The sequence below is a fragment of the Rhizobium sp. TRM96647 genome (assembly GCF_025780115.1).
In the GTDB taxonomy this organism is placed as follows: domain Bacteria; phylum Pseudomonadota; class Alphaproteobacteria; order Rhizobiales; family Rhizobiaceae; genus Mycoplana.
In genome coordinates this window covers 192,357-209,565 of sequence record NZ_JAOXHF010000002.1, presented here as the reverse complement: position 1 = coordinate 209,565, position 17,209 = coordinate 192,357, and the positions used below count along the sequence as shown (strand labels likewise).

Sequence of the window (17,209 nt, the reverse complement as noted above, 5' to 3'; positions counted from 1 at the left end):
CTTCTCAAATTGGTCTGACATCTGATCATTATGGAGGTGGAATATCCGGAGTCAAGGGTGCCACGAAAAATCCTGACGGCTGTGAAATCATTTCAATTTCAGATACTTGCAGTTGGAACGACCTCTGCGACCGCTCGGACCGCACCGTTGCATTCGGCACGACCGCCGGATAATCAGGTCCATCGACCGCGCGCACCGCACAGGAAGGCCGACCATGAGCATCATTGACGAACTGACGACCGCGCTGGGCCCGGATCTGGTGCTGGCTGGCACCGCGATCGGCGAGCGCTACCGGAGCGACGAGAGCCTGACGGGGCGGGTCCTGCCGCTCGCCGTCATCCGCCCGAGGACGGTCGAGGATGTCTCGGCGGCGCTGCGCATCTGCCACGCGCACGGACAGCCGGTCATCCCGCAGGGCGGATTGACCGGGCTCGCCGGCGGCGCCAATGCCGCAGGCGGCGAAATCGCCATCTCGCTGGAAAACCTTGCCGGGATCGAGGAGATCGACACGGCGGCGGGGACGATGACGGTCAGGGCCGGCACCGTGTTGGAGACCGCGCAGAACGCGGCGGCGGAGGCCGGCATGCTGCTGCCGATCGACCTCGGCGCGCGGGGGAGCTGCCAGATCGGCGGCGCCATCTCCACCAATGCCGGCGGCATCCGGGTGATCCGGCACGGCGTGACGCGCGACAACGTGCTGGGGCTGGAGGTGGTGCTTGCCGACGGCACCGTGCTGCCGATGCTGAACAAGATGACGAAGAACAACACCGGCTACGACCTGCGCCAGTTCTTCATCGGCGCGGAGGGAACACTCGGCATCGTCACCCGCGCCGTGCTGAAGCTGAAGCCGTCGACGCCCGGCCGGCAGACGGCGCTGGCGGCGCTCGAGAGCTACGAGGCGGTCGTTGCGTTCCTCAACAAGGCGCAGCGCGGACTTTCCGCCCTCTCCGCCTTCGAGGCCATGTGGAAGAGCTATGTCGATTTCAATGCGCGCGCGGCCGGGGTGAAGCTGTTTAACGCCGAGCATCCCTTCCTCGTCATCGTCGAGCAGGACGACGACGGTTCGGATGCGGCGCGCGAACGCTTCGAGGCCTTCCTCAGCGAGGCGCTCGAGGAGGAACTGATCGTCGATGCGCTGGTCGCCCAGTCGGAGAAGGACGTGCTGCGCTTCTGGTCGGTTCGCGAAGGCCACATGATGGGGCAGTTGCTGCCGTCGCTGGTCAATCTCGACGTCAGCCTGCCGATCGGCGAGATCGGGCGCTTCGCCGAAGCGTGCGAGACAGCGCTGCTGCAGCGCTTCCCCGGCGCCCATGTCTCCTTCTTCGGCCATGTCGGCGACAGCAACCTGCACATTGCCGTTTCGGTCGGCGATTCGTCGGAAGACGACCTGCATGCGGTCGACGCGATCGCCTACGATCTCGTGCAGCGCTTCAACGGCTCGATTTCCGCCGAGCACGGCATCGGCACGCTGAAGCGGCCCTATCTCGACCGTTCGCGCAGCCCGGAGGAGATCGCAACCATGCGACTGGTCAAGCAGGCGCTCGATCCGAAGGGGATCCTCAATCCCGGCAAGGTGCTCTGAGGAAAACGGGTGGCGGAGCGCCGCCGCCCGCAGGTAGGGTGCCTTTCCGTGGAACCTAAGGCCACCTGCTCCGTTTTCCAGCCCTACGGAAGGAAGGGCTCATGCCGGCACGGATATTGCTGATCGTTCTCATGGTCATGGTCGTCTCGATCCTGAGCATCGTCGTCTTGCAGCAGACGTCGGGTTCCGGCAGCAATACACAGCCGCCCGAGGGCGAACTGCTTTCGACGCCTTCGAAGATGGCGCACGAGCTCTAGCCGTTTCCACAAGACGCGGGATGGCCCCGGCGAGACGGCGCCTCCCGGTCCAACGCACAACTTTCCGCGTTCCCATCTTCGGGCGATCTCTCTAGGAATGCAGCATGCGGACGGCGCGGCGGCGCTGACCAAAGACAGACCGGCCAACATGCGAGGGTTCAGATGACCGACGGCAAGCGACGCATACTCGTGACGGGCGCGACCCGCGGGCTGGGGCTGGAGATCGCCCGTGCCTTTGCGCGGGAGGGGGCCACGGTCGCCCTCAACGGCCGCGACCGGGACCTGCTCGAGAGCCATGCGGCGCAATTGCGCGACGAGGGTCTTGCGGCCTCGGCGCTCCCCGGCGACCTCTCCGCCGATGCGGAAGGGATCGTGCGGCAGGCGGCCGAGACGCTGGGCGTCCTGGACGCGGTCGTGCATGCAGCGAGCCTGCGCGACCGCCGCTCGACCGAGGTGCTGGACGGGGCGGCCTTCGCAGCGCTTCTCGACGTGAACCTGACGGCGGCCTACCGGCTGGCGCGGGCGGCCCTGCCACTCCTGCGGCAATCGGCGGCGGGGCGGCTGATCTTCGTGACCTCGATCGCAGCGCGGATCGCGCGTGCACCGGATGCGGCCTACACCGCCTCGAAGGGCGGGCTGGAAGCCCTGACCCGCTCGCTCGCCGTCGAGTTCGGCTCGGACAACCTGACGGTCAACGCGATCGCGCCCGGCTGGTTCGTCACCGATCCGAACCGGGCCATGGCGGAAGACCCGCGCGTACAGGCCTTTGTCGACGTCCGCATACCGCTCAGGCGCTGGGGCCGGCCGGAGGAACTGGCGCCGGCCGCCCTCTTCCTCGCCTCCCCGGCCGCGAGTTTCGTCAACGGCATCACGCTAACGGTCGACGGCGGCATGTCGGCGCAGATGTGAGGCGCGGCAGGGCGGACGTCCGCCTGCCGGCTGCCCTCACGCCTTCTGGCAATAGTTTGCGGCCTTTTGCTCACCGGTCTCGAAATCACCCGGCTGGGGCGGTGCGATCGGCTTGAACAGCGAGCGGTCCGGCTTGAGGTCGAGCAGCGGCGTGCCGTCGAGGCAGTCGAGGCCGCGCACCAGCAGGGTATTGCCCTCGATCCCGTCGAGAACCACGATCGACGTGCCGATCGGATTGGGGCGGACCGGCGTGCGCAGCGAGAAGGTCCCGTGCACCTTGCCGTTGCTGGCCGGGCTCTGCAGCACGAGGTCGCGCCGCGACCGGTCCAGCCAGTAGAGCACCTCCAGCCGCTCGAACGCCTCGACGCCGGCAAGTGCGGGCACCCACGGCTCGAAGATCTCGATCCGGCACTGCGGCCCGTCGTGACGGCCCTGGCGCGGGCACAGCAGCCGCGAATCCCACGGCGTGCGGATGCGGCCGATGAAGGTCAGCCCCGCATCCACGGGTTCGGGCGGAGTGACCGCGACCTCGTTTTCCCGGATTTCGTTTTCCCGCACCATGTCGCACTCCTGTCGCCCAGGGGCGCAGGCCCGCCCCTCGTATTCCTGCGTATTCCTGTTCGCGCACTGTCGCGGGCGGGCGGGCTTTGCGCAAGCGATATATTTCTACGAACATAACACTAGCCAACAGCCTGACAGCGTTATATTCCTTGGAATATCTCGCACAACAGGAGCACGGACATGGAGTTCAAACGTCGTCATCTGGCGAAGGCCGCCCTCGCCTCCTTCGCCCTCGCCTGGCTGGGCGTCGCCGCCCTGGGCACGCAGGCGTCGGCCGCAGACAAGGTCACCGTCTTCGCGGCCGCCAGCCTGAAGAATGCCCTCAACGCCGCCAATGCGGCCTGGGCGAAGGAAAAGGCGACGGAGACGACGGTTTCCTATGCGGCAAGCTCGGCGCTCGCCAAGCAGATCGAGGCCGGCGCACCGGCCGACGTCTTCATCTCCGCCGACCTCGCCTGGATGGACTACGTGGCGGAGAAGAAGCTGATCAAGGACGACACGCGCTCGAACCTGCTCGGCAACCGCATCGTGCTCGTCGCCCCGAAGGATGCAGCCCAGCCGGTCGAGATCAAGGAAGGCTTCGACCTTTCCGCCCTCGTCGGCGACGGCAAGCTCGCCATGGGTGCGGTCGATAGCGTGCCGGCCGGCAAGTACGGCAAGGCAGCCCTGGAGAAGCTCGGCGCCTGGTCATCCGTCGAGAGCAAGGTCGCCGGCGCCGAAAGCGTGCGCGCGGCGCTGGCGCTGGTCTCCCGCGGCGAGGCGCCCTATGGCATCGTCTACCAGACGGACGCCGCAGCCGACCCGGGTGTCGCGGTCGTCGGCACCTTCCCCGAAGACAGCCATCCGCCGATCATCTACCCGGTCGCGATCCTGACGGAATCGAAGAGCGCCGACGCTGCCGCCTATCTCGACTTCCTGAAGTCGGACGCGGCGGCCCCCTTCTTCACCGAACAGGGCTTCACCATCCTGAAGTGATCCCGCATCCTTGCCGCGCCGCGCGCCCTTCCCGGCGCGCGGCGTTTTCTTTAGGGATATGGCGCTATCCTGCCCGTCATTCCGAATTCCGGCCGAACGCCTAGGCCACCCCGCAAGATCGTGAGTTGACCCGAATTGGACTGGCTGACCCTGAGTGAAGAGGAACTGACGGCGATCCGGCTGAGCCTGCTGGTGTCCACCGTCGCGGTCGCCGCCAGCCTGCCCTTCGGCATCCTCGTGGCACTCGCGCTATCGCGCGGCCGCTTCGTCGGCAAGTCCGTCCTCAACGGCATCGTCCACCTGCCGCTGATCCTGCCGCCCGTCGTCACCGGCTTCCTGCTCCTGATCCTGTTCGGCCGCAAGGGGCCGATCGGCGCCTTCCTCGACCAGTATCTCGGCATCGTCTTCTCGTTCCGCTGGACGGGGGCAGCACTCGCCTGCGCGGTGATGGGCTTTCCCCTGCTGGTCCGCTCGATCCGGCTCTCGCTCGATGCCGTCGACCGCAAGCTGGAGGACGCCGCCGGCACGCTCGGGGCCAGCCCTATCTGGGTGTTCCTCACCGTCACCCTGCCGCTGATCCTGCCCGGAGTGATCGCCGGGATGATCCTGTCCTTCGCCAAGTCGATGGGAGAATTCGGCGCGACGATCACCTTCGTCTCCAACATCCCCGGCGAGACGCAGACGCTGTCGGCGGCGATCTACACCTTCACCCAGGTGCCAGGCGGCGACCTCGGCGCGATGCGGCTGACGATCGTCGCGATCGTGATCTCGATGGCGGCCCTGCTCGCCTCCGAGTTCATGGCGCACATGATCGGCAAGCGGGTGAACTTCGAATGACGCTCTCCGTCCATGTCCGCCACCGGTTCGGCGATTTTCATCTCGATGCCGGCTTCGAGGCGGAGGGGGGCGTGACCGCGCTGTTCGGCCGCTCCGGCTCAGGCAAGACCTCGCTCGTGCGCGCGATCGCCGGCCTGATCCGCCCGGACGAAGGCCGCATCGCGCTGGACGGTGACGTTCTGGTCGACAGGAAGCGGGGCCTCTTCGTGCCGAAGCACCGGCGCCGCTTCGGCTACGTCTTCCAGGAGGCGCGGCTGTTCCCGCACCTGACCGTCAAGGGCAACCTGACCTACGGCCGCTGGTTCGCGCCGCGCGACGCCGTGCCCGAGCGCTTCGACCGGGTTGTCGACCTTCTCGGCATCGGCCATCTTATGGAACGGCGGCCAGCCAACCTTTCAGGCGGCGAGCGCCAGCGCGTCGCGATCGGCCGGGCGCTGCTCTCCGCGCCGCGACTGCTTCTGATGGACGAGCCGCTCGCAGCCCTCGACGAGGAGCGCAAGGCCGAGATCCTGCCCTATCTGGAACGGCTGCGTGACGAGACGAACGTACCGATCGTCTATGTCAGCCATGCCGTCCACGAGGTGGCGCAGCTTGCCGACCGGGTGGTGGTGCTGCGCGACGGCAGGGTCGAGGCGATCGGTCCGGTCTCCGAGGTGCTGAGCCGCCCCGGCCTGCCGACTGCCGCCAATCGCCGCGAGGCCGGCAGCGTGGTCGCGGGCGTGGTCGAGGCCTTCGATCCGCCGCACCGGCTGGCGACGGTGCGGCTCAAGGGCAACACGATCCATGTGCCGAACGCCACCGTCGAGGCCGGCAAGACGGTGCGGCTGCATATCCCCGCCCGCGACGTGATGCTCGCCACCAGCCGGCCGGAAGGCATCAGCGCACTGAACATCCTGGAAGGCACGATCGAGGCGATCGCTGCCGACGACGAGGGCATGATCACCGTCCGGATCAATTGCGGCGGCGACATCGTCCACGCCCGGGTGACGGCGCTCTCCGGCGAGCGGCTCGCCCTTCACCCCGGCAAGACCGTCTTCGCCGTCGTCAAGACGGTCGCGCTCGACCCTCGCTAGCCTCGGCCTGCCGTTTATGGAGGTCAGACGAGAGGTTGGCGCGCAGCCAGTCGAGATCGTCGCCGATCGCGGCCCTCGCCTTGGCCTCCATCGCCCGGAACCGGGCCAGCAGTTCCTCGCCGAAGGCCGTGACGACCGCGCCGCCGCCCTGCCGGCCGCCACGCTGGGATTCCACGACCGGGCTGGCAAACATGCGGTTCATCATGTCGACGAGGAGCCAGGCGCGACGGTAGGACATATCCATCGACCGGCCGGCGGCCGAGATCGAACCCGTCTCCCGGATCCGGGCCAGAAGCATCATCTTGCCGCGCCCGAGCCGGTCCTCGCGCGAGAAATCGATCCGCAGATTGACGGCTATGTCGTCCGGCGCGCCCATCGTCATCGCTTCCCTTCCCTTCGCCCTTCCATCCCCGCCAAGGCGCGTCGCGCGCTCCGGCCCTTGAAACTGCGCGTGTCGCGGCCGCAGAACCGCAGCATAGTTTTGCGCACGGCGCCGACAATCCGATTCGACCGCGGATCAGACTTGCGCCATCGCCGCCCGCAAGCCAAGAGTGCGCCTTGCGGAAACGGAGGCGGCTTGCGGAATGGCACAGGACGAGATCGCGGTGATCGGCGGCGGGCCAGCGGGCCTTGCGGCCGCCGAGGTGCTGTCGGCAGCGGGGCGGCCGGTCGCCGTCTACGAGGCGATGCCGACGGTCGCGCGCAAGTTCCTGCTCGCCGGAAAATCCGGCCTCAACATCACCCATTCCGAGCCTTTCCCCCGCTTCGCCGCACGTTTCGGCACCGCGTCCGGACGGCTCGGGCCGGCGCTTGAAGCGTTCACGCCGGCGGACGTGCGCGACTGGGCGGCCGGGCTCGGCGTCGAGACCTTCGTCGGCACCTCCGGCCGGGTCTTTCCGACGGCGATGAAGGCCTCGCCACTGCTGCGCTCGTGGCTGCGCCGGCTGGAGCAGCAGGGCGTGACGATCCATACGCGCCATCGCTGGATCGGCTTCGACGGCGAGGCGGTCGTCTTCGAGACGCAGGAGGGGCGCAGGACTGTCTCCTGCCGTGCTGTGCTGCTTGCGCTTGGCGGCGCGAGCTGGCCGCGGCTCGGCTCGGACGCTTCGTGGGTGGAAACGCTGCGCGGGCGGGGCGTGCCCGTCACCGCCTTCCGCCCCGCCAATTGCGGCTTCGACGTCGCCTGGAGCGAGGGCTTCGTCGAGCGTTACGCCGGCGAACCGCTCAAGGGAACGACCGCGACGTCCGATGCCGGCACCTTTCCCGGCGAATTCGTCGTCTCCCGGCACGGGATCGAGGGCAGCCTCGTCTATGCGCATGCCGCAGCGCTCCGCGACCGGATCGAGGCGGATGGGGCGGCAAGCCTCGTCCTCGACCTCGCGCCGGGACGGGAGGCGGCCCGCATCGCGCGCGACCTCGCACGGCAGGGCACCAAGGCCAGCCTCGCCAACCGGCTGCGCAAGGGCGCAAGCCTTGCCGGCGTCAAGGCCGGCCTCCTGCGCGAACTCGTGCCCGATGCCGGGCGATACGCGCCCGACGAGCTGGCGCGGCTCATCAAGGCGCTGCCGGTGCCGCTGCTGCGCCTGCGGCCCATCGCCGAGGCGATCTCGTCTGCCGGGGGGATCAGTTGGAGCGGGATCGACGGAAACTTCATGCTGGACGCCATGCCGGGCGTCTTTGCGGCCGGCGAAATGCTCGACTGGGAGGCGCCGACGGGCGGCTATCTGCTGACCGCCTGCCTCGCCACCGGCCGCGCCGCGGCGCGCGGCCTCTCGCACTGGCTCGAAAACACAGCCTAGGGTAGATCCACGCCGGCGCGGAGACTTCGGTGGTGCGCGCCGGCAAGAATATCCGCCCCGCGCCGAAATCCATCGGCATCATTTTCCTTGGCTTGCCGCAGTCGAACGTCCCGTCTCTTTCTCATCGCGGGACAGCCAAATTGTATTGTTATGACACATAGCGTACTTAACAAGAAATTAATTCGGATTTAAACCTGCGGTAATTAGTGTTACAAATAGAACCAGCACATGCTGGGGCCATCCGTGACTGAAGAAGACAACACGACCACCTTTGCGGGCAATCGCGTCCTTGCCTCATTGCGGCCGGACGTTCGCGATTTCCTGCTTGAACGGGGCGACATACGCCCGATACTTGCGGGCGATACCGTTTTCGACGACGGCGCGCCGCTGACCCATATCGTCTTCCCGCTGGAGGGGGTGATATCCTACGTCACCGACATCGCCAGCGGCAGGCATGTGGAGAAGGCCTCGCTCGGGTGCGAGGGCGCGCTCGGGCTGGCCGTGGTGCTCGGCGGCGGCAAGGCGCTCGGCCGCTCCGTCGTGCAGGTGCCCGGCCGGGCGCTGTGGATCGCGGTGGCCGAATTCGAGCAGGCGCTCCACCGGTTCGAGGGGATGCGGGCGGCGATGTACGGCTATGTCCGCGCCTTCATCGAGCAACTGATGGAACAGGCCGCCTGCAACAGCCGGCACACGGCCGAGCAGCGCGTCTCGCGGTGGCTGCTGCAGGCGCACGACCGGATGGCGGGCGACGAGTTCCACATCACCCAGGAGGCTGTGTCGCAACTGCTGGCGCTGCGGCGGGCGACGGTCAACGCCGTCTGCACCGACCTGATGAATGCCGGCGCCATCGCCTACAACCGCGGCCGCCTGACCGTGCGCAACCGCCATCTCCTGCACGGGCGCAGCTGCTGCTGCTACGACCGGATGCGGCGCGCCATCGAGGCGTGACGACGGCCCAGGCCTGCGGGTACTGTGCGATCAGAAGCCGCTGACCAGTTCTATCTTCGAGCCGTCGGTGAAGCGCGACAGGCGGAAATCCCTCGGGTCCACGATCGGGGTGTCGCCGGTGACGAGGTCGGCCATCAGCTGCCCCGCGCCCGGGCCGATGCCGAAGCCGTGGCCGGAAAAGCCGGTGGCGATGTGGAAGCCGGGGATACTGTCGACGGCGGAGATCACCGGCACCGCATCGGGGGTGACGTCGATCATACCGCCCCAGCGCTGCGCGACCTGCGCCTTTTCGAACACCGGGAAGGCGCGCCGCAGGTTGGCGAGCGCGTTGTCCGCCATCTTCCGCGACGGCACCGGATCGAGGACGCGGCAATATTCGAACGGGCTCGGCTCGTCCAGCGCCCAGCCGTTTGCAATCCGCGCCTCGTCGAAGAAGCGCCAGCCGGCGCGGAACTTCAGGGAGCGCCATTCCTTCTTCAGGGCAGGGATGAAATCGCGGGCGAAACGGAAGGACTTCGGCACGATGTCGACGATGTTCTCGTGGCCGGAGGCGACCGTGTAGCCGCCGTCCTGGCGCTTGCGGAAGGCGAAGCCGGTGGCCCACATCGTCTGTTCGGGCGCGCCTTCCAGCGGCCTGGTCCGAATGACGGAGTTCAACACTTTCAGCTGCGGCAGGTGGATGCCGAGCGTGCCGGCGAACAGGCTGGACCAGGCGCCGCCGGCGAGCACGACCGCCCTGCAGGCGATGGCGCCGCGCTCGGTGACGACGCCGCAGACCGCGCCCGCAGCCGTCTCGATGCCGCGCACCGCGCATTCGGTGAGGATGGCAGCCCCGCTCGCCCTCGCCGCCTCGGCGATGGCGGGGGCCGCCTTCTGCGGCTCGGCGCGGGCATCGGTCGGCGTATAGAGCGCGCCCTTCAGCTTCATCGTCGTGCCCGGATACATCGCGCTGAACTCGGCGCCGCCCAGCATGCGCGCCTCGATGTCATAGCCATCGAGGTTGTTGATCCAGCGGCTGTGGTCGGCAAATTCCTGCTCGGTCGAGGAGGTGAAGATGATGCCGGCGCGCTTGAAGCCGGTGTCGCGACCGGTGCGCCGGTCGAGCGTGTCCCAGATCTGCAGCGATTGCGCCATCAGCGGCACCTCGCGCGGGTCGCGGCAGGCGATCCGGACCCAGCCCCAGTTACGGCTCGACTGTTCCTGCGCGATCCCGCCCTTCTCGCACAGGGCGACGCGCAGGCCCCGCTCGGAAAGCTCCAGCGCCGTCGAGGCGCCGATGATGCCGCCGCCGATCACGACGACATCGACCTCCTTCGGCAGTTCGGGATCACCGTGGACGGGCACGACATAGGGACCGGGCATGTTGGGGAGGTTCTCCGGGCAGGCTTGCGGATGGGAAGGCGATGGTCGCTCGTCCCGCAGTCAGGGCGCGATGTCAAGCTGCGATGGCGGAGTGACGGAGCGGCAGTGGCGCATGAACGCTCGCGGCCGCGCGCCGGAGTGGGAAAACCCGGCAAGAAACGTGCAGGACCGCAAGCCCTGCATGGCGAGATGGCCGGGCCCGGCCCGGCCATGCTTCTGTCATTGCAATACGGCCCGGGTTCCGCCCCTGAGCCTTGAAGTCAGGCCTTGAACGACGGCGCTCCGGGGGCGGAAAGGCCGTCGTTGCGGCGCAGCTTGCGCAACTGTTCCACGAGCGTGCGGACGCCCGCGGCCCGGGCGGCCGAGCGTTCTGAGCTGCCGGCGATCGTCGCGAGCACGCTCTCCGCCTCGTCGGCGGACACGACGCCGCGCATGGCAAGGTCGCCGATGAGATTGACCAGGGCGCTCTCCACCGCCAGCGACCGCCGCTCCACCTCGTTCTGGTTCGATTTTTCATGCATCTGCCTTGTCTCCTTGCATCGCTAGGTCAACGGCATGTTGCAGCAATGGTTCCGCCCGTTTTTTTTTCAATGCCGGGCGGCGGCGGACATGCAGATGGAGGCGGCGCGGAGAGAGTGGCTGTCAGGGGGGACTTCAGGGGGCCGGCGCGCGCGCTGGAGGGGCCGTTCCCGAACGATGCACGGGGCCGGGGTGCGCATAAATGTCGCAGGCCGAATCAATCTTTCCGACGCTGTTGGCAAGGTCGGAAAAGACGTGTTGAATGCTCTTCATGGCCGTTCGCACTGAGTCTCTGCTCAAGAACCCTGGCTGCCAGAAAAGCTTCGCCTCCGACGAGACGGACGCCTTGGTCCCTGCGACCTCCGATCACACAATTCACCCGGAATGCCAATTATGTGAAAGGAACATTCATCCATGAAATCCGTTTTCCTGTATAATGATTCCACAGGCATTGATTCCATCCGACTTCAGCCGGTTGTCTCGGGAGACAAACATGCAAAGGGGTGAATCCGACGTCTTCAATCTGTTCTCGGAGATCTACTCCAGCACTGCGCGCGAGGAGATGTCTCTTCAGGAATATCTCCTAGCGTGCAGAGATGACAAAAGCATGTACGCCACCGCCCAGGAGCGGATGGTGGAAGCGATCGGCGAGCCCACCCTGATCGATACCAGCGCCGACGAACGGCTCGGGCGCATCTACTCCAACCGCACCATCAAGATCTATCCGGCGTTCTCCGAGTTCTACGGCATGGAGGACACGATCGAGCGGATCGTCGGCTACTTCCGCTATGCGGCGCAGGGGCTGGAGGAACGCAAGCAGATCCTCTACCTGCTCGGCCCGGTCGGCGGCGGCAAGTCTTCGCTCGCCGAACGGCTGAAGAAGCTGATGGAAGTGAAGCCGATCTACACGCTGATGGTGGACGGCAAGGTCAGCCCCATCTTCGAAAGCCCACTCGGCCTGTTCCATCCCGAGCGCATGGCCGACCTTCTGGAAGACAAGTACGGCATCGGCCGGCGACGCCTCACCGGGCTGATCTCGCCCTGGGCCGCCAAGCGGCTCGATGAGGTCGGCGGCGACATCTCTAAGTTCAGCGTCGTCAAGATGCTGCCGTCGCGGCTGCGCCAGATCGCGATCGCCAAGACGGAACCGGGCGACGAGAACAACCAGGACGTCTCCTCGCTGGTCGGCAAGGTGGACATCCGCCAGCTGGAAAACTACAGCCAGGCCGATCCGGACGCCTATTCCTACTCCGGCGGCCTGAACCGGACGACGCAGGGCCTGCTCGAGTTCGTCGAGATGTTCAAGGCGCCGATCAAGGTGCTGCATCCGCTGCTGACGGCGACCCAGGAAGGCAACTACAACGGCACGGAGAATTTCGGCGCCTTCCCCTACCAGGGCATCGTGCTGGCGCATTCCAACGAATCCGAGTGGCTGCAGTTCAAGAACAACAAGAACAACGAGGCCTTCCTCGACCGCATCCTCGTGGTCAAGGTGCCCTACTGCCTGCGCGTCACCGAGGAACGGCAGATCTACGAGAAGCTGCTGCGCGAAAGCGAGCTCGCCAAGAACCCGTGCGCGCCGGAGGTGCTGGAAACGCTCAGCCGCTTCACCGTCTCGACAAGGCTTGCCGTGCACGAGAATTCCTCGCTCTACACCAAGATGCGGGTCTATGACGGCGAGAACCTGAAGGACGTCGATCCCAAGGCGAAGTCCGTGCAGGAGTACCGCGACGCCGCCGGCGTCGACGAGGGCATGACCGGGGTCAGCACCCGCTTCGCCTTCAAGGTGCTGTCGGAAACCTTCAACTACGACACGAAGGAAGTGGCCGCCGATCCGGTGCACCTGATGTACATCCTCGAACAGGCGATCCGGCGCGAGCAATATCCCAAGGAGACCGAGGCCGCCTATCTCGACTTCATCCGCTCCGAGCTTGCCAGCCGCTATGCCGAGTTCATCGGCCACGAGATCCAGAAGGCCTATCTGGAATCCTACAGCGAGTACGGCCAGAACCTGTTCGACCGCTACATCGCCTATGCCGATGCTTGGCTGGAGGATCAGGACTTCAAGGATCCCGACACCGGCCAGATCCTCAACCGGCAGATCCTCGACAGCGAGCTGTCGCAGATCGAGAAGCCCGCCGGCATCGCCAACCCGAAGGACTTCCGCAACGAGGTGGTGAAGTTCACGCTCAGGGCGCGGGCGAAGAACAGCGGCCGCAACCCATCCTGGACCAGCTACGAGAAGCTGCGCGAGGTGATCGAGAAGCGGATGTTCGGCCAGGTGGAGGATCTCCTGCCGGTGATCAGCTTCGGCTCGAAGAAGGACAGCGCCACCGAAAAGCAGCACGCCGAATTCATCAGCCGCATGATCGAGCGCGGCTATACCAAGCGGCAGGTCCGCCGGCTGGTCGACTGGTACATGCGCGTCAACAAGGCCGGCTGACGCTTCAGCGAGCGGTCCGGGGGTGCATGCCATCCCCTGCCCGCGACCGGTATGCACTCCACCCGGAGGGACCTCGGAGATGGCGGCAATCCTCGCCGGCGCAGATGGCCGTCGCAGCATGGTGGCCGGGCAGGCACCTCCCTCCCAACCCGCCATAAATTGCCTCAAATGGCGGTCCACTGTGCGATGGCAGCAGCATGAATGACAACCATCATCCGGGGCGCTGAGGCATGCCGAATTTCATCGACCGGCGTCTGAATCCGAAAGACAAGAGCATCGGCAACCGGCAGCGCTTCCTGAAACGGGCGCGCGAGGAACTGAAACGTGCCGTCAAGGAACAGGTGAAGTCGATCGGGATCGCCGATGTCGGCGGCGGGCAGAACGTCTCGATGCCGACGCGCGGAGTGGGCGAGCCGACCTTCCAGCCGGCCGGCGACACCGGCGACCGGGAACGGGTGCTTCCCGGCAACCGCGAGTTCTCGCCGGGCGACCGGCTGCGCAAGCCGCAGGGCGGCGCCGGCGGCAAGGGCGGCGCCGGCACGGGCGAGGACGAGGACGACTTCCAGTTCTCGCTGTCGCAGGACGAGGTGCTGGACCTGTTCTTCGAGGACCTCGAACTGCCCGACATGGTCAAGCTCTCGCTCAAGGAGACACTGACCTTCAAGCCGCGGCGCGCGGGCTATGCGGTGACGGGATCGCCGACCAACATCAACGTCGGCAAGACCATGCGCAACAGCCATGGCCGGCGCATCGCGCTGAGAAGACCGAAGCAGGCCGAGGTCGACGCGCTCGCAGCCGAGATCGCAGAGCTGGAGAAGAAGGCCAGGCCGGGGCCGAAGGACAAGGAGCGGCTCGCCATGCTGCAGGCGGAGCTGGACTGGCTGGAGCGGCGCCGCCGCCGCGTCCCCTTCATCGATACGGTCGACATCCGCTTCAACCGCTTCGAGCAGCAGCCGCTTCCCAATGCCAGCGCGGTGATGTTCTGCCTGATGGACGTCTCCGCCTCGATGGGCGAACGCGAGAAGGACCTCGCCAAGCGCTTCTTCGTGCTGCTGCATATGTTCCTCAGGCGCCGCTACGAGCGCATCGAGATCGTCTTCATCCGCCACACCGACGAGGCGCGGGAGGTCGACGAGGAGACCTTCTTCTACTCGACCCAGAGCGGTGGCACGATGGTGTCGACCGCGCTGGAGGAGATGCTGCGGGTGATCGAGGCGCGCTATCCGGCGAGCGAGTGGAACATCTATGCCGCCCAGGCTTCCGACGGCGACAACATCTCCGGCGATTCCGACCGCTGCGTGGCGCTCTTGTCGACGGTGATGAAGTACTGCCAGTACTACGCCTATGTGGAGATCATCGACGAGCGCGAGAGCGAAATCTTCGCACGCACCGACAACGGTACTTCGCTCTGGCGCGCCTACCGGACGGTCGACGGCGACTGGCCGAATTTCCAGATGACCCGCATCGCCAAGCCCGGCGACATCTACCCGGTCTTCCGCAAGCTCTTCGCCAAGCAGCCGACGCTGCGCCAGCCGCGCAAGTAGAAGGAACCGTCATGAAGAGCTCCGGCAAGCTGCTGTTCGACGGGTCCGACTGGAATTTCGACACGCTGTCGAGGACCTATGACGCGATCGAGGAGATCGCGCTCGGCGAACTGAAGCTCGACATCTACCCGAACCAGATGGAGATCATCTCGTCGGAGCAGATGCTGGACGCCTATTCGTCCGTCGGCATGCCGCTGATGTACCAGCACTGGTCGTTCGGCAAGCGCTTCGTGTTCGAGGACCACCTCTACCGCAAGGGCCGCCGCGGGCTTGCCTACGAACTGGTCATCAACTCCAATCCCTGCATCGTCTACCTGATGGAGGAGAACACGATGGCGATGCAGGCGCTGGTGACCGCGCATGCCGCCTTCGGCCACAATCATTTTTTCAAGAACAACTACCTGTTCCGGCAATGGACCGACGCCAGCGCGATCCTGAGCTACATGGAGTTCGCCAAGAAATACATCACCCGGTGCGAGGAGCGGCACGGGACGACCGCCGTCGAGGCGATCCTGGATTCGGCCCATGCGATCATGGACCAGGGCGTGTTCCGCTATCGCCGGCCGCCGCGGCTGTCCTCGGAGAAGGAACGCGAGCGGGCGCGCGAGCGGCTGGAATACGAGGAGCAGACCTTCAACGACCTGTGGCGCACGCTGCCGACGTCGGGATCACCGAAAGAGAGGGCAGAGGCCGAGCGCGACGCCTCGGAGCGCAAGAAGGCGCTGAACCTGCCAGAAGAGAACCTGCTCTATTTCCTGGAGAAGACGAGCCTGATCCTGGAGCCGTGGCAGCGGGAACTCCTGCGCATCGTGCGCGTGATCGCGCAGTATTTCTATCCGCAGCGGCAGACCAAGGTCATGAACGAGGGCTGCGCCACCTTCACGCACCATACGATCATGAACCGGATGTTCGAGAAGGACCTTGTCAGCGAAGGCACGATGCTGGAGGTGCTGCACAGCCATGCCAACGTGGTGTTCCAGCCCGGCTTCGACGATCCCCGCTACCACGGCATGAACCCCTATGCGCTGGGGTTCGCAATGATGCAGGACATCCAGCGGATCTGCACGGAGCCGACCGCGGAAGACAGGGACTGGTTCCCCGAGATCGCCGGCAATGGCGACTGGCGCGCCACGCTTCTCGACGCCTGGGCGAACCACCGCGACGAATCCTTCATTCTGCAGTATCTGAGCCCGGCGCTGATCCGAAAGTTCCGGCTGTTTTTGCTGACCGACAGCTCGGGCGACAACTATCTCGAGGTCGCCTCGATCCACAACGAACGCGGCTACCAGAGCGTTCGCGCAGCGCTCGCCCGCGGCTACGACATCGGCGCCAACCAGCAGGACATCCAGGTGGTCGACGTGGACCTCCTCGGCGACCGGCAGCTCCGGCTGCAGCACAACGTCAAGAACGGTGTGCTGCTGGAGGAAGCCAGCCGCGACGCAACGCTGCGCCACGTCCGCCACCTCTGGGGCTACGACGTCAGCCTCGTGGGCGTGGACGCCGAGAGCGGCGAAGAGCTCTACGAATGCTCCACGGACGGCGACATGATCTAAAACGTATCGCGATCCTTGGGATTCGCTCTGCACGCTTCAGGCCTTTGTTTTCACGCATGTCGTCGTCGCAAGACCGCTGCACATGTTTGCGCGACATGCTCTGGCTGGAGCAGCCGCCCGTTCCGGCTATTCGGCGGCGTTGCGCGTCTCGATCTCGACCTCGACGTCGTAGGAATAGCCGTCCAGCATGCCGTAGGCCTGCTCGATATCCTTGATCTGCGCCTCGGCCTTCTCGATCGCATCGGCGATCGCCTCGCTGCGGGCGCGCAGCATGCTGCCGAACACGTCCGTGGACGGGCGCTTGCCGACGCGGTCCATGTGGTTGCGGATGCGGGCGCGGTGTCGTTCCATCTCCATGATGTGGAAGCGCGCATTGACGATCTCGTTCGTCAGCTTGCGCCGGATGGTGGCGATCGGGTCGAAGCTGCCGGGCTCGCGCTCGTCGAGGATCACCTCGTTGATCAGCTTCTCCAGCACCATCAGGCCCTTGAGGTCCTTGGTATCGGCGAGTTCGGGATCGTAGCCGGTATCGTCATAGACCTTGCGGCGGACGGGATCGAGCAGGAGTTCGTAGGCCGCCTTCAGCCGCGCGAAGGTATCGACGTCGCCGCCGGAATCGGGATGGGCGGTCTTGGCGCGGCGGCGATAGGCGGCCTTGATGGAGGCCGTGTTGGCGTCGCGCGCGACACCGATGATGTCATAGGGATCGATCACAGTTTCACCCGTCTTCGGCAAGTTCGATGAAGAACCGGCCCTCTCCTAAAGGCTGGCGGCGCCCGCCTCAACCCCGCAGAAGGCGTCATGCCCACTTCCTTGCGCCGTCATGTATCGGCGGCGAGAATCATAG

Annotated in this window: 16 protein-coding genes; 11 read left to right on the top strand and 5 right to left on the bottom strand. The window is 66.1% G+C overall.

The window, feature by feature from the left end; translation table 11 throughout:
• Window positions 1–214: 214 nt before the first annotated feature.
• The 3 genes from OCK02_RS03955 to OCK02_RS03945 all read left to right on the top strand — a co-directional run bounded on the left by OCK02_RS03955 (window position 215) and on the right by OCK02_RS03945 (window position 2,748).
• Window positions 215–1,582, top strand: coding sequence for an FAD-binding oxidoreductase (locus tag OCK02_RS03955; protein ID WP_263812137.1), 1,368 nt, complete (start codon window positions 215–217; stop codon window positions 1,580–1,582).
• A 101-nt stretch (window positions 1,583–1,683) separates the two neighbouring features.
• A complete protein-coding gene (locus OCK02_RS03950) occupies window positions 1,684–1,839 on the top strand; it encodes a hypothetical protein (protein WP_263812136.1) in 156 nt (51 codons plus the stop codon).
• Between the two features lie 162 nt (window positions 1,840–2,001).
• Window positions 2,002–2,748, top strand: coding sequence for an SDR family oxidoreductase (locus OCK02_RS03945; protein ID WP_263812135.1), 747 nt, complete (start codon window positions 2,002–2,004; stop codon window positions 2,746–2,748).
• Window positions 2,749–2,784: 36 nt separating this feature from the next.
• Here the strand turns inward: OCK02_RS03945 and tsaA are convergent, their stop codons facing one another.
• Window positions 2,785–3,309 carry a tRNA (N6-threonylcarbamoyladenosine(37)-N6)-methyltransferase TrmO gene (gene tsaA, locus OCK02_RS03940; protein WP_263812134.1) on the bottom strand — a complete coding sequence of 175 codons (525 nt, stop codon included), beginning with the start codon at window positions 3,307–3,309 and terminating at the stop codon, window positions 2,785–2,787.
• A gap of 180 nt (window positions 3,310–3,489) precedes the next feature.
• Between tsaA and modA the strand changes: the two genes are divergently transcribed.
• The 3 genes from modA (at window position 3,490) to modC (ending at window position 6,194) form a co-directional block, all read left to right on the top strand.
• A complete protein-coding gene (gene modA, locus OCK02_RS03935) occupies window positions 3,490–4,284 on the top strand; it encodes a molybdate ABC transporter substrate-binding protein (RefSeq protein ID WP_263812133.1) in 795 nt (264 codons plus the stop codon).
• Window positions 4,285–4,419: 135 nt separating this feature from the next.
• Window positions 4,420–5,121: a molybdate ABC transporter permease subunit gene (gene modB, locus OCK02_RS03930; RefSeq protein WP_230802800.1), complete on the top strand. Its 702-nt coding sequence runs from the start codon at window positions 4,420–4,422 to the stop codon at window positions 5,119–5,121.
• Window positions 5,118–6,194: a molybdenum ABC transporter ATP-binding protein gene (modC, locus tag OCK02_RS03925; RefSeq protein WP_263812132.1), complete on the top strand. Its 1,077-nt coding sequence runs from the start codon at window positions 5,118–5,120 to the stop codon at window positions 6,192–6,194. The genes modB and modC overlap by 4 nt, the downstream gene beginning before the upstream one ends.
• Here the strand turns inward: modC and OCK02_RS03920 are convergent.
• Window positions 6,166–6,576: a winged helix-turn-helix domain-containing protein gene (locus OCK02_RS03920; protein WP_412178765.1), complete on the bottom strand. Its 411-nt coding sequence runs from the start codon at window positions 6,574–6,576 to the stop codon at window positions 6,166–6,168. The two genes, modC and OCK02_RS03920, sit on opposite strands and share 29 nt — an antisense overlap.
• A 202-nt stretch (window positions 6,577–6,778) precedes the next feature.
• Between OCK02_RS03920 and OCK02_RS03915 the strand changes: the two genes are divergently transcribed.
• Together OCK02_RS03915 and OCK02_RS03910 are read left to right on the top strand one after the other, a co-directional pair.
• On the top strand, window positions 6,779–7,993 hold the full coding sequence (locus tag OCK02_RS03915) for a TIGR03862 family flavoprotein (RefSeq protein ID WP_263812131.1): 1,215 nt from the start codon (window positions 6,779–6,781) through the stop codon (window positions 7,991–7,993).
• Window positions 7,994–8,236: 243 nt separating this feature from the next.
• Window positions 8,237–8,941: a Crp/Fnr family transcriptional regulator gene (locus OCK02_RS03910; RefSeq protein WP_230802796.1), complete on the top strand. Its 705-nt coding sequence runs from the start codon at window positions 8,237–8,239 to the stop codon at window positions 8,939–8,941.
• Window positions 8,942–8,971: 30 nt separating this feature from the next.
• Here the strand turns inward: OCK02_RS03910 and OCK02_RS03905 are convergent, their stop codons facing one another.
• Window positions 8,972–10,303, bottom strand: a complete 1,332-nt coding sequence (locus OCK02_RS03905) for an NAD(P)/FAD-dependent oxidoreductase (RefSeq protein WP_263812130.1) — start codon at window positions 10,301–10,303, stop codon at window positions 8,972–8,974.
• Window positions 10,304–10,563: 260 nt separating this feature from the next.
• Window positions 10,564–10,824: a hypothetical protein gene (locus OCK02_RS03900; protein ID WP_230802794.1), complete on the bottom strand. Its 261-nt coding sequence runs from the start codon at window positions 10,822–10,824 to the stop codon at window positions 10,564–10,566.
• A 491-nt stretch (window positions 10,825–11,315) separates the two neighbouring features.
• Here OCK02_RS03900 and OCK02_RS03895 point away from each other — a divergent pair, with 491 nt between their 5' ends.
• From OCK02_RS03895 to OCK02_RS03885, 3 genes are all read left to right on the top strand, one after another.
• Window positions 11,316–13,265: a PrkA family serine protein kinase gene (locus tag OCK02_RS03895; RefSeq protein ID WP_230802793.1), complete on the top strand. Its 1,950-nt coding sequence runs from the start codon at window positions 11,316–11,318 to the stop codon at window positions 13,263–13,265.
• Window positions 13,266–13,495: 230 nt separating this feature from the next.
• Entirely contained in the window at window positions 13,496–14,809 is a 1,314-nt protein-coding gene (locus OCK02_RS03890) for a YeaH/YhbH family protein (protein ID WP_230802792.1), read from the top strand.
• Between the two features lie 11 nt (window positions 14,810–14,820).
• Entirely contained in the window at window positions 14,821–16,362 is a 1,542-nt protein-coding gene (locus OCK02_RS03885) for a SpoVR family protein (protein WP_263812129.1), read from the top strand.
• A 126-nt stretch (window positions 16,363–16,488) separates the two neighbouring features.
• Here the strand turns inward: OCK02_RS03885 and OCK02_RS03880 are convergent, their stop codons facing one another.
• On the bottom strand, window positions 16,489–17,076 hold the full coding sequence (locus tag OCK02_RS03880; RefSeq protein WP_230802790.1) for a J domain-containing protein: 588 nt from the start codon (window positions 17,074–17,076) through the stop codon (window positions 16,489–16,491).
• Window positions 17,077–17,209: the final 133 nt, after the last annotated feature.

What these genes read in the sequence shown, in the direction of transcription:
- tsaA (WP_263812134.1), bottom strand. Translation starts at nt 3,309, where the DNA reads ATGGTGCGGGAAAACGAAATCCGGGAAAACGAGGTCGCGGTCACTCCG.
- OCK02_RS03950 (WP_263812136.1), top strand. Translation starts at nt 1,684, where the DNA reads ATGCCGGCACGGATATTGCTGATCGTTCTCATGGTCATGGTCGTCTCG.
- modA (WP_263812133.1), top strand. Translation starts at nt 3,490, where the DNA reads ATGGAGTTCAAACGTCGTCATCTGGCGAAGGCCGCCCTCGCCTCCTTC.
- OCK02_RS03905 (WP_263812130.1), bottom strand. Translation starts at nt 10,303, where the DNA reads ATGCCCGGTCCCTATGTCGTGCCCGTCCACGGTGATCCCGAACTGCCG.
- OCK02_RS03895 (WP_230802793.1), top strand. Translation starts at nt 11,316, where the DNA reads ATGCAAAGGGGTGAATCCGACGTCTTCAATCTGTTCTCGGAGATCTAC.
- OCK02_RS03885 (WP_263812129.1), top strand. Translation starts at nt 14,821, where the DNA reads ATGAAGAGCTCCGGCAAGCTGCTGTTCGACGGGTCCGACTGGAATTTC.
- OCK02_RS03945 (WP_263812135.1), top strand. Translation starts at nt 2,002, where the DNA reads ATGACCGACGGCAAGCGACGCATACTCGTGACGGGCGCGACCCGCGGG.
- modC (WP_263812132.1), top strand. Translation starts at nt 5,118, where the DNA reads ATGACGCTCTCCGTCCATGTCCGCCACCGGTTCGGCGATTTTCATCTC.
- OCK02_RS03920 (WP_412178765.1), bottom strand. Translation starts at nt 6,576, where the DNA reads ATGACGATGGGCGCGCCGGACGACATAGCCGTCAATCTGCGGATCGAT.
- OCK02_RS03955 (WP_263812137.1), top strand. Translation starts at nt 215, where the DNA reads ATGAGCATCATTGACGAACTGACGACCGCGCTGGGCCCGGATCTGGTG.
- OCK02_RS03915 (WP_263812131.1), top strand. Translation starts at nt 6,779, where the DNA reads ATGGCACAGGACGAGATCGCGGTGATCGGCGGCGGGCCAGCGGGCCTT.
- OCK02_RS03890 (WP_230802792.1), top strand. Translation starts at nt 13,496, where the DNA reads ATGCCGAATTTCATCGACCGGCGTCTGAATCCGAAAGACAAGAGCATC.
- OCK02_RS03900 (WP_230802794.1), bottom strand. Translation starts at nt 10,824, where the DNA reads ATGCATGAAAAATCGAACCAGAACGAGGTGGAGCGGCGGTCGCTGGCG.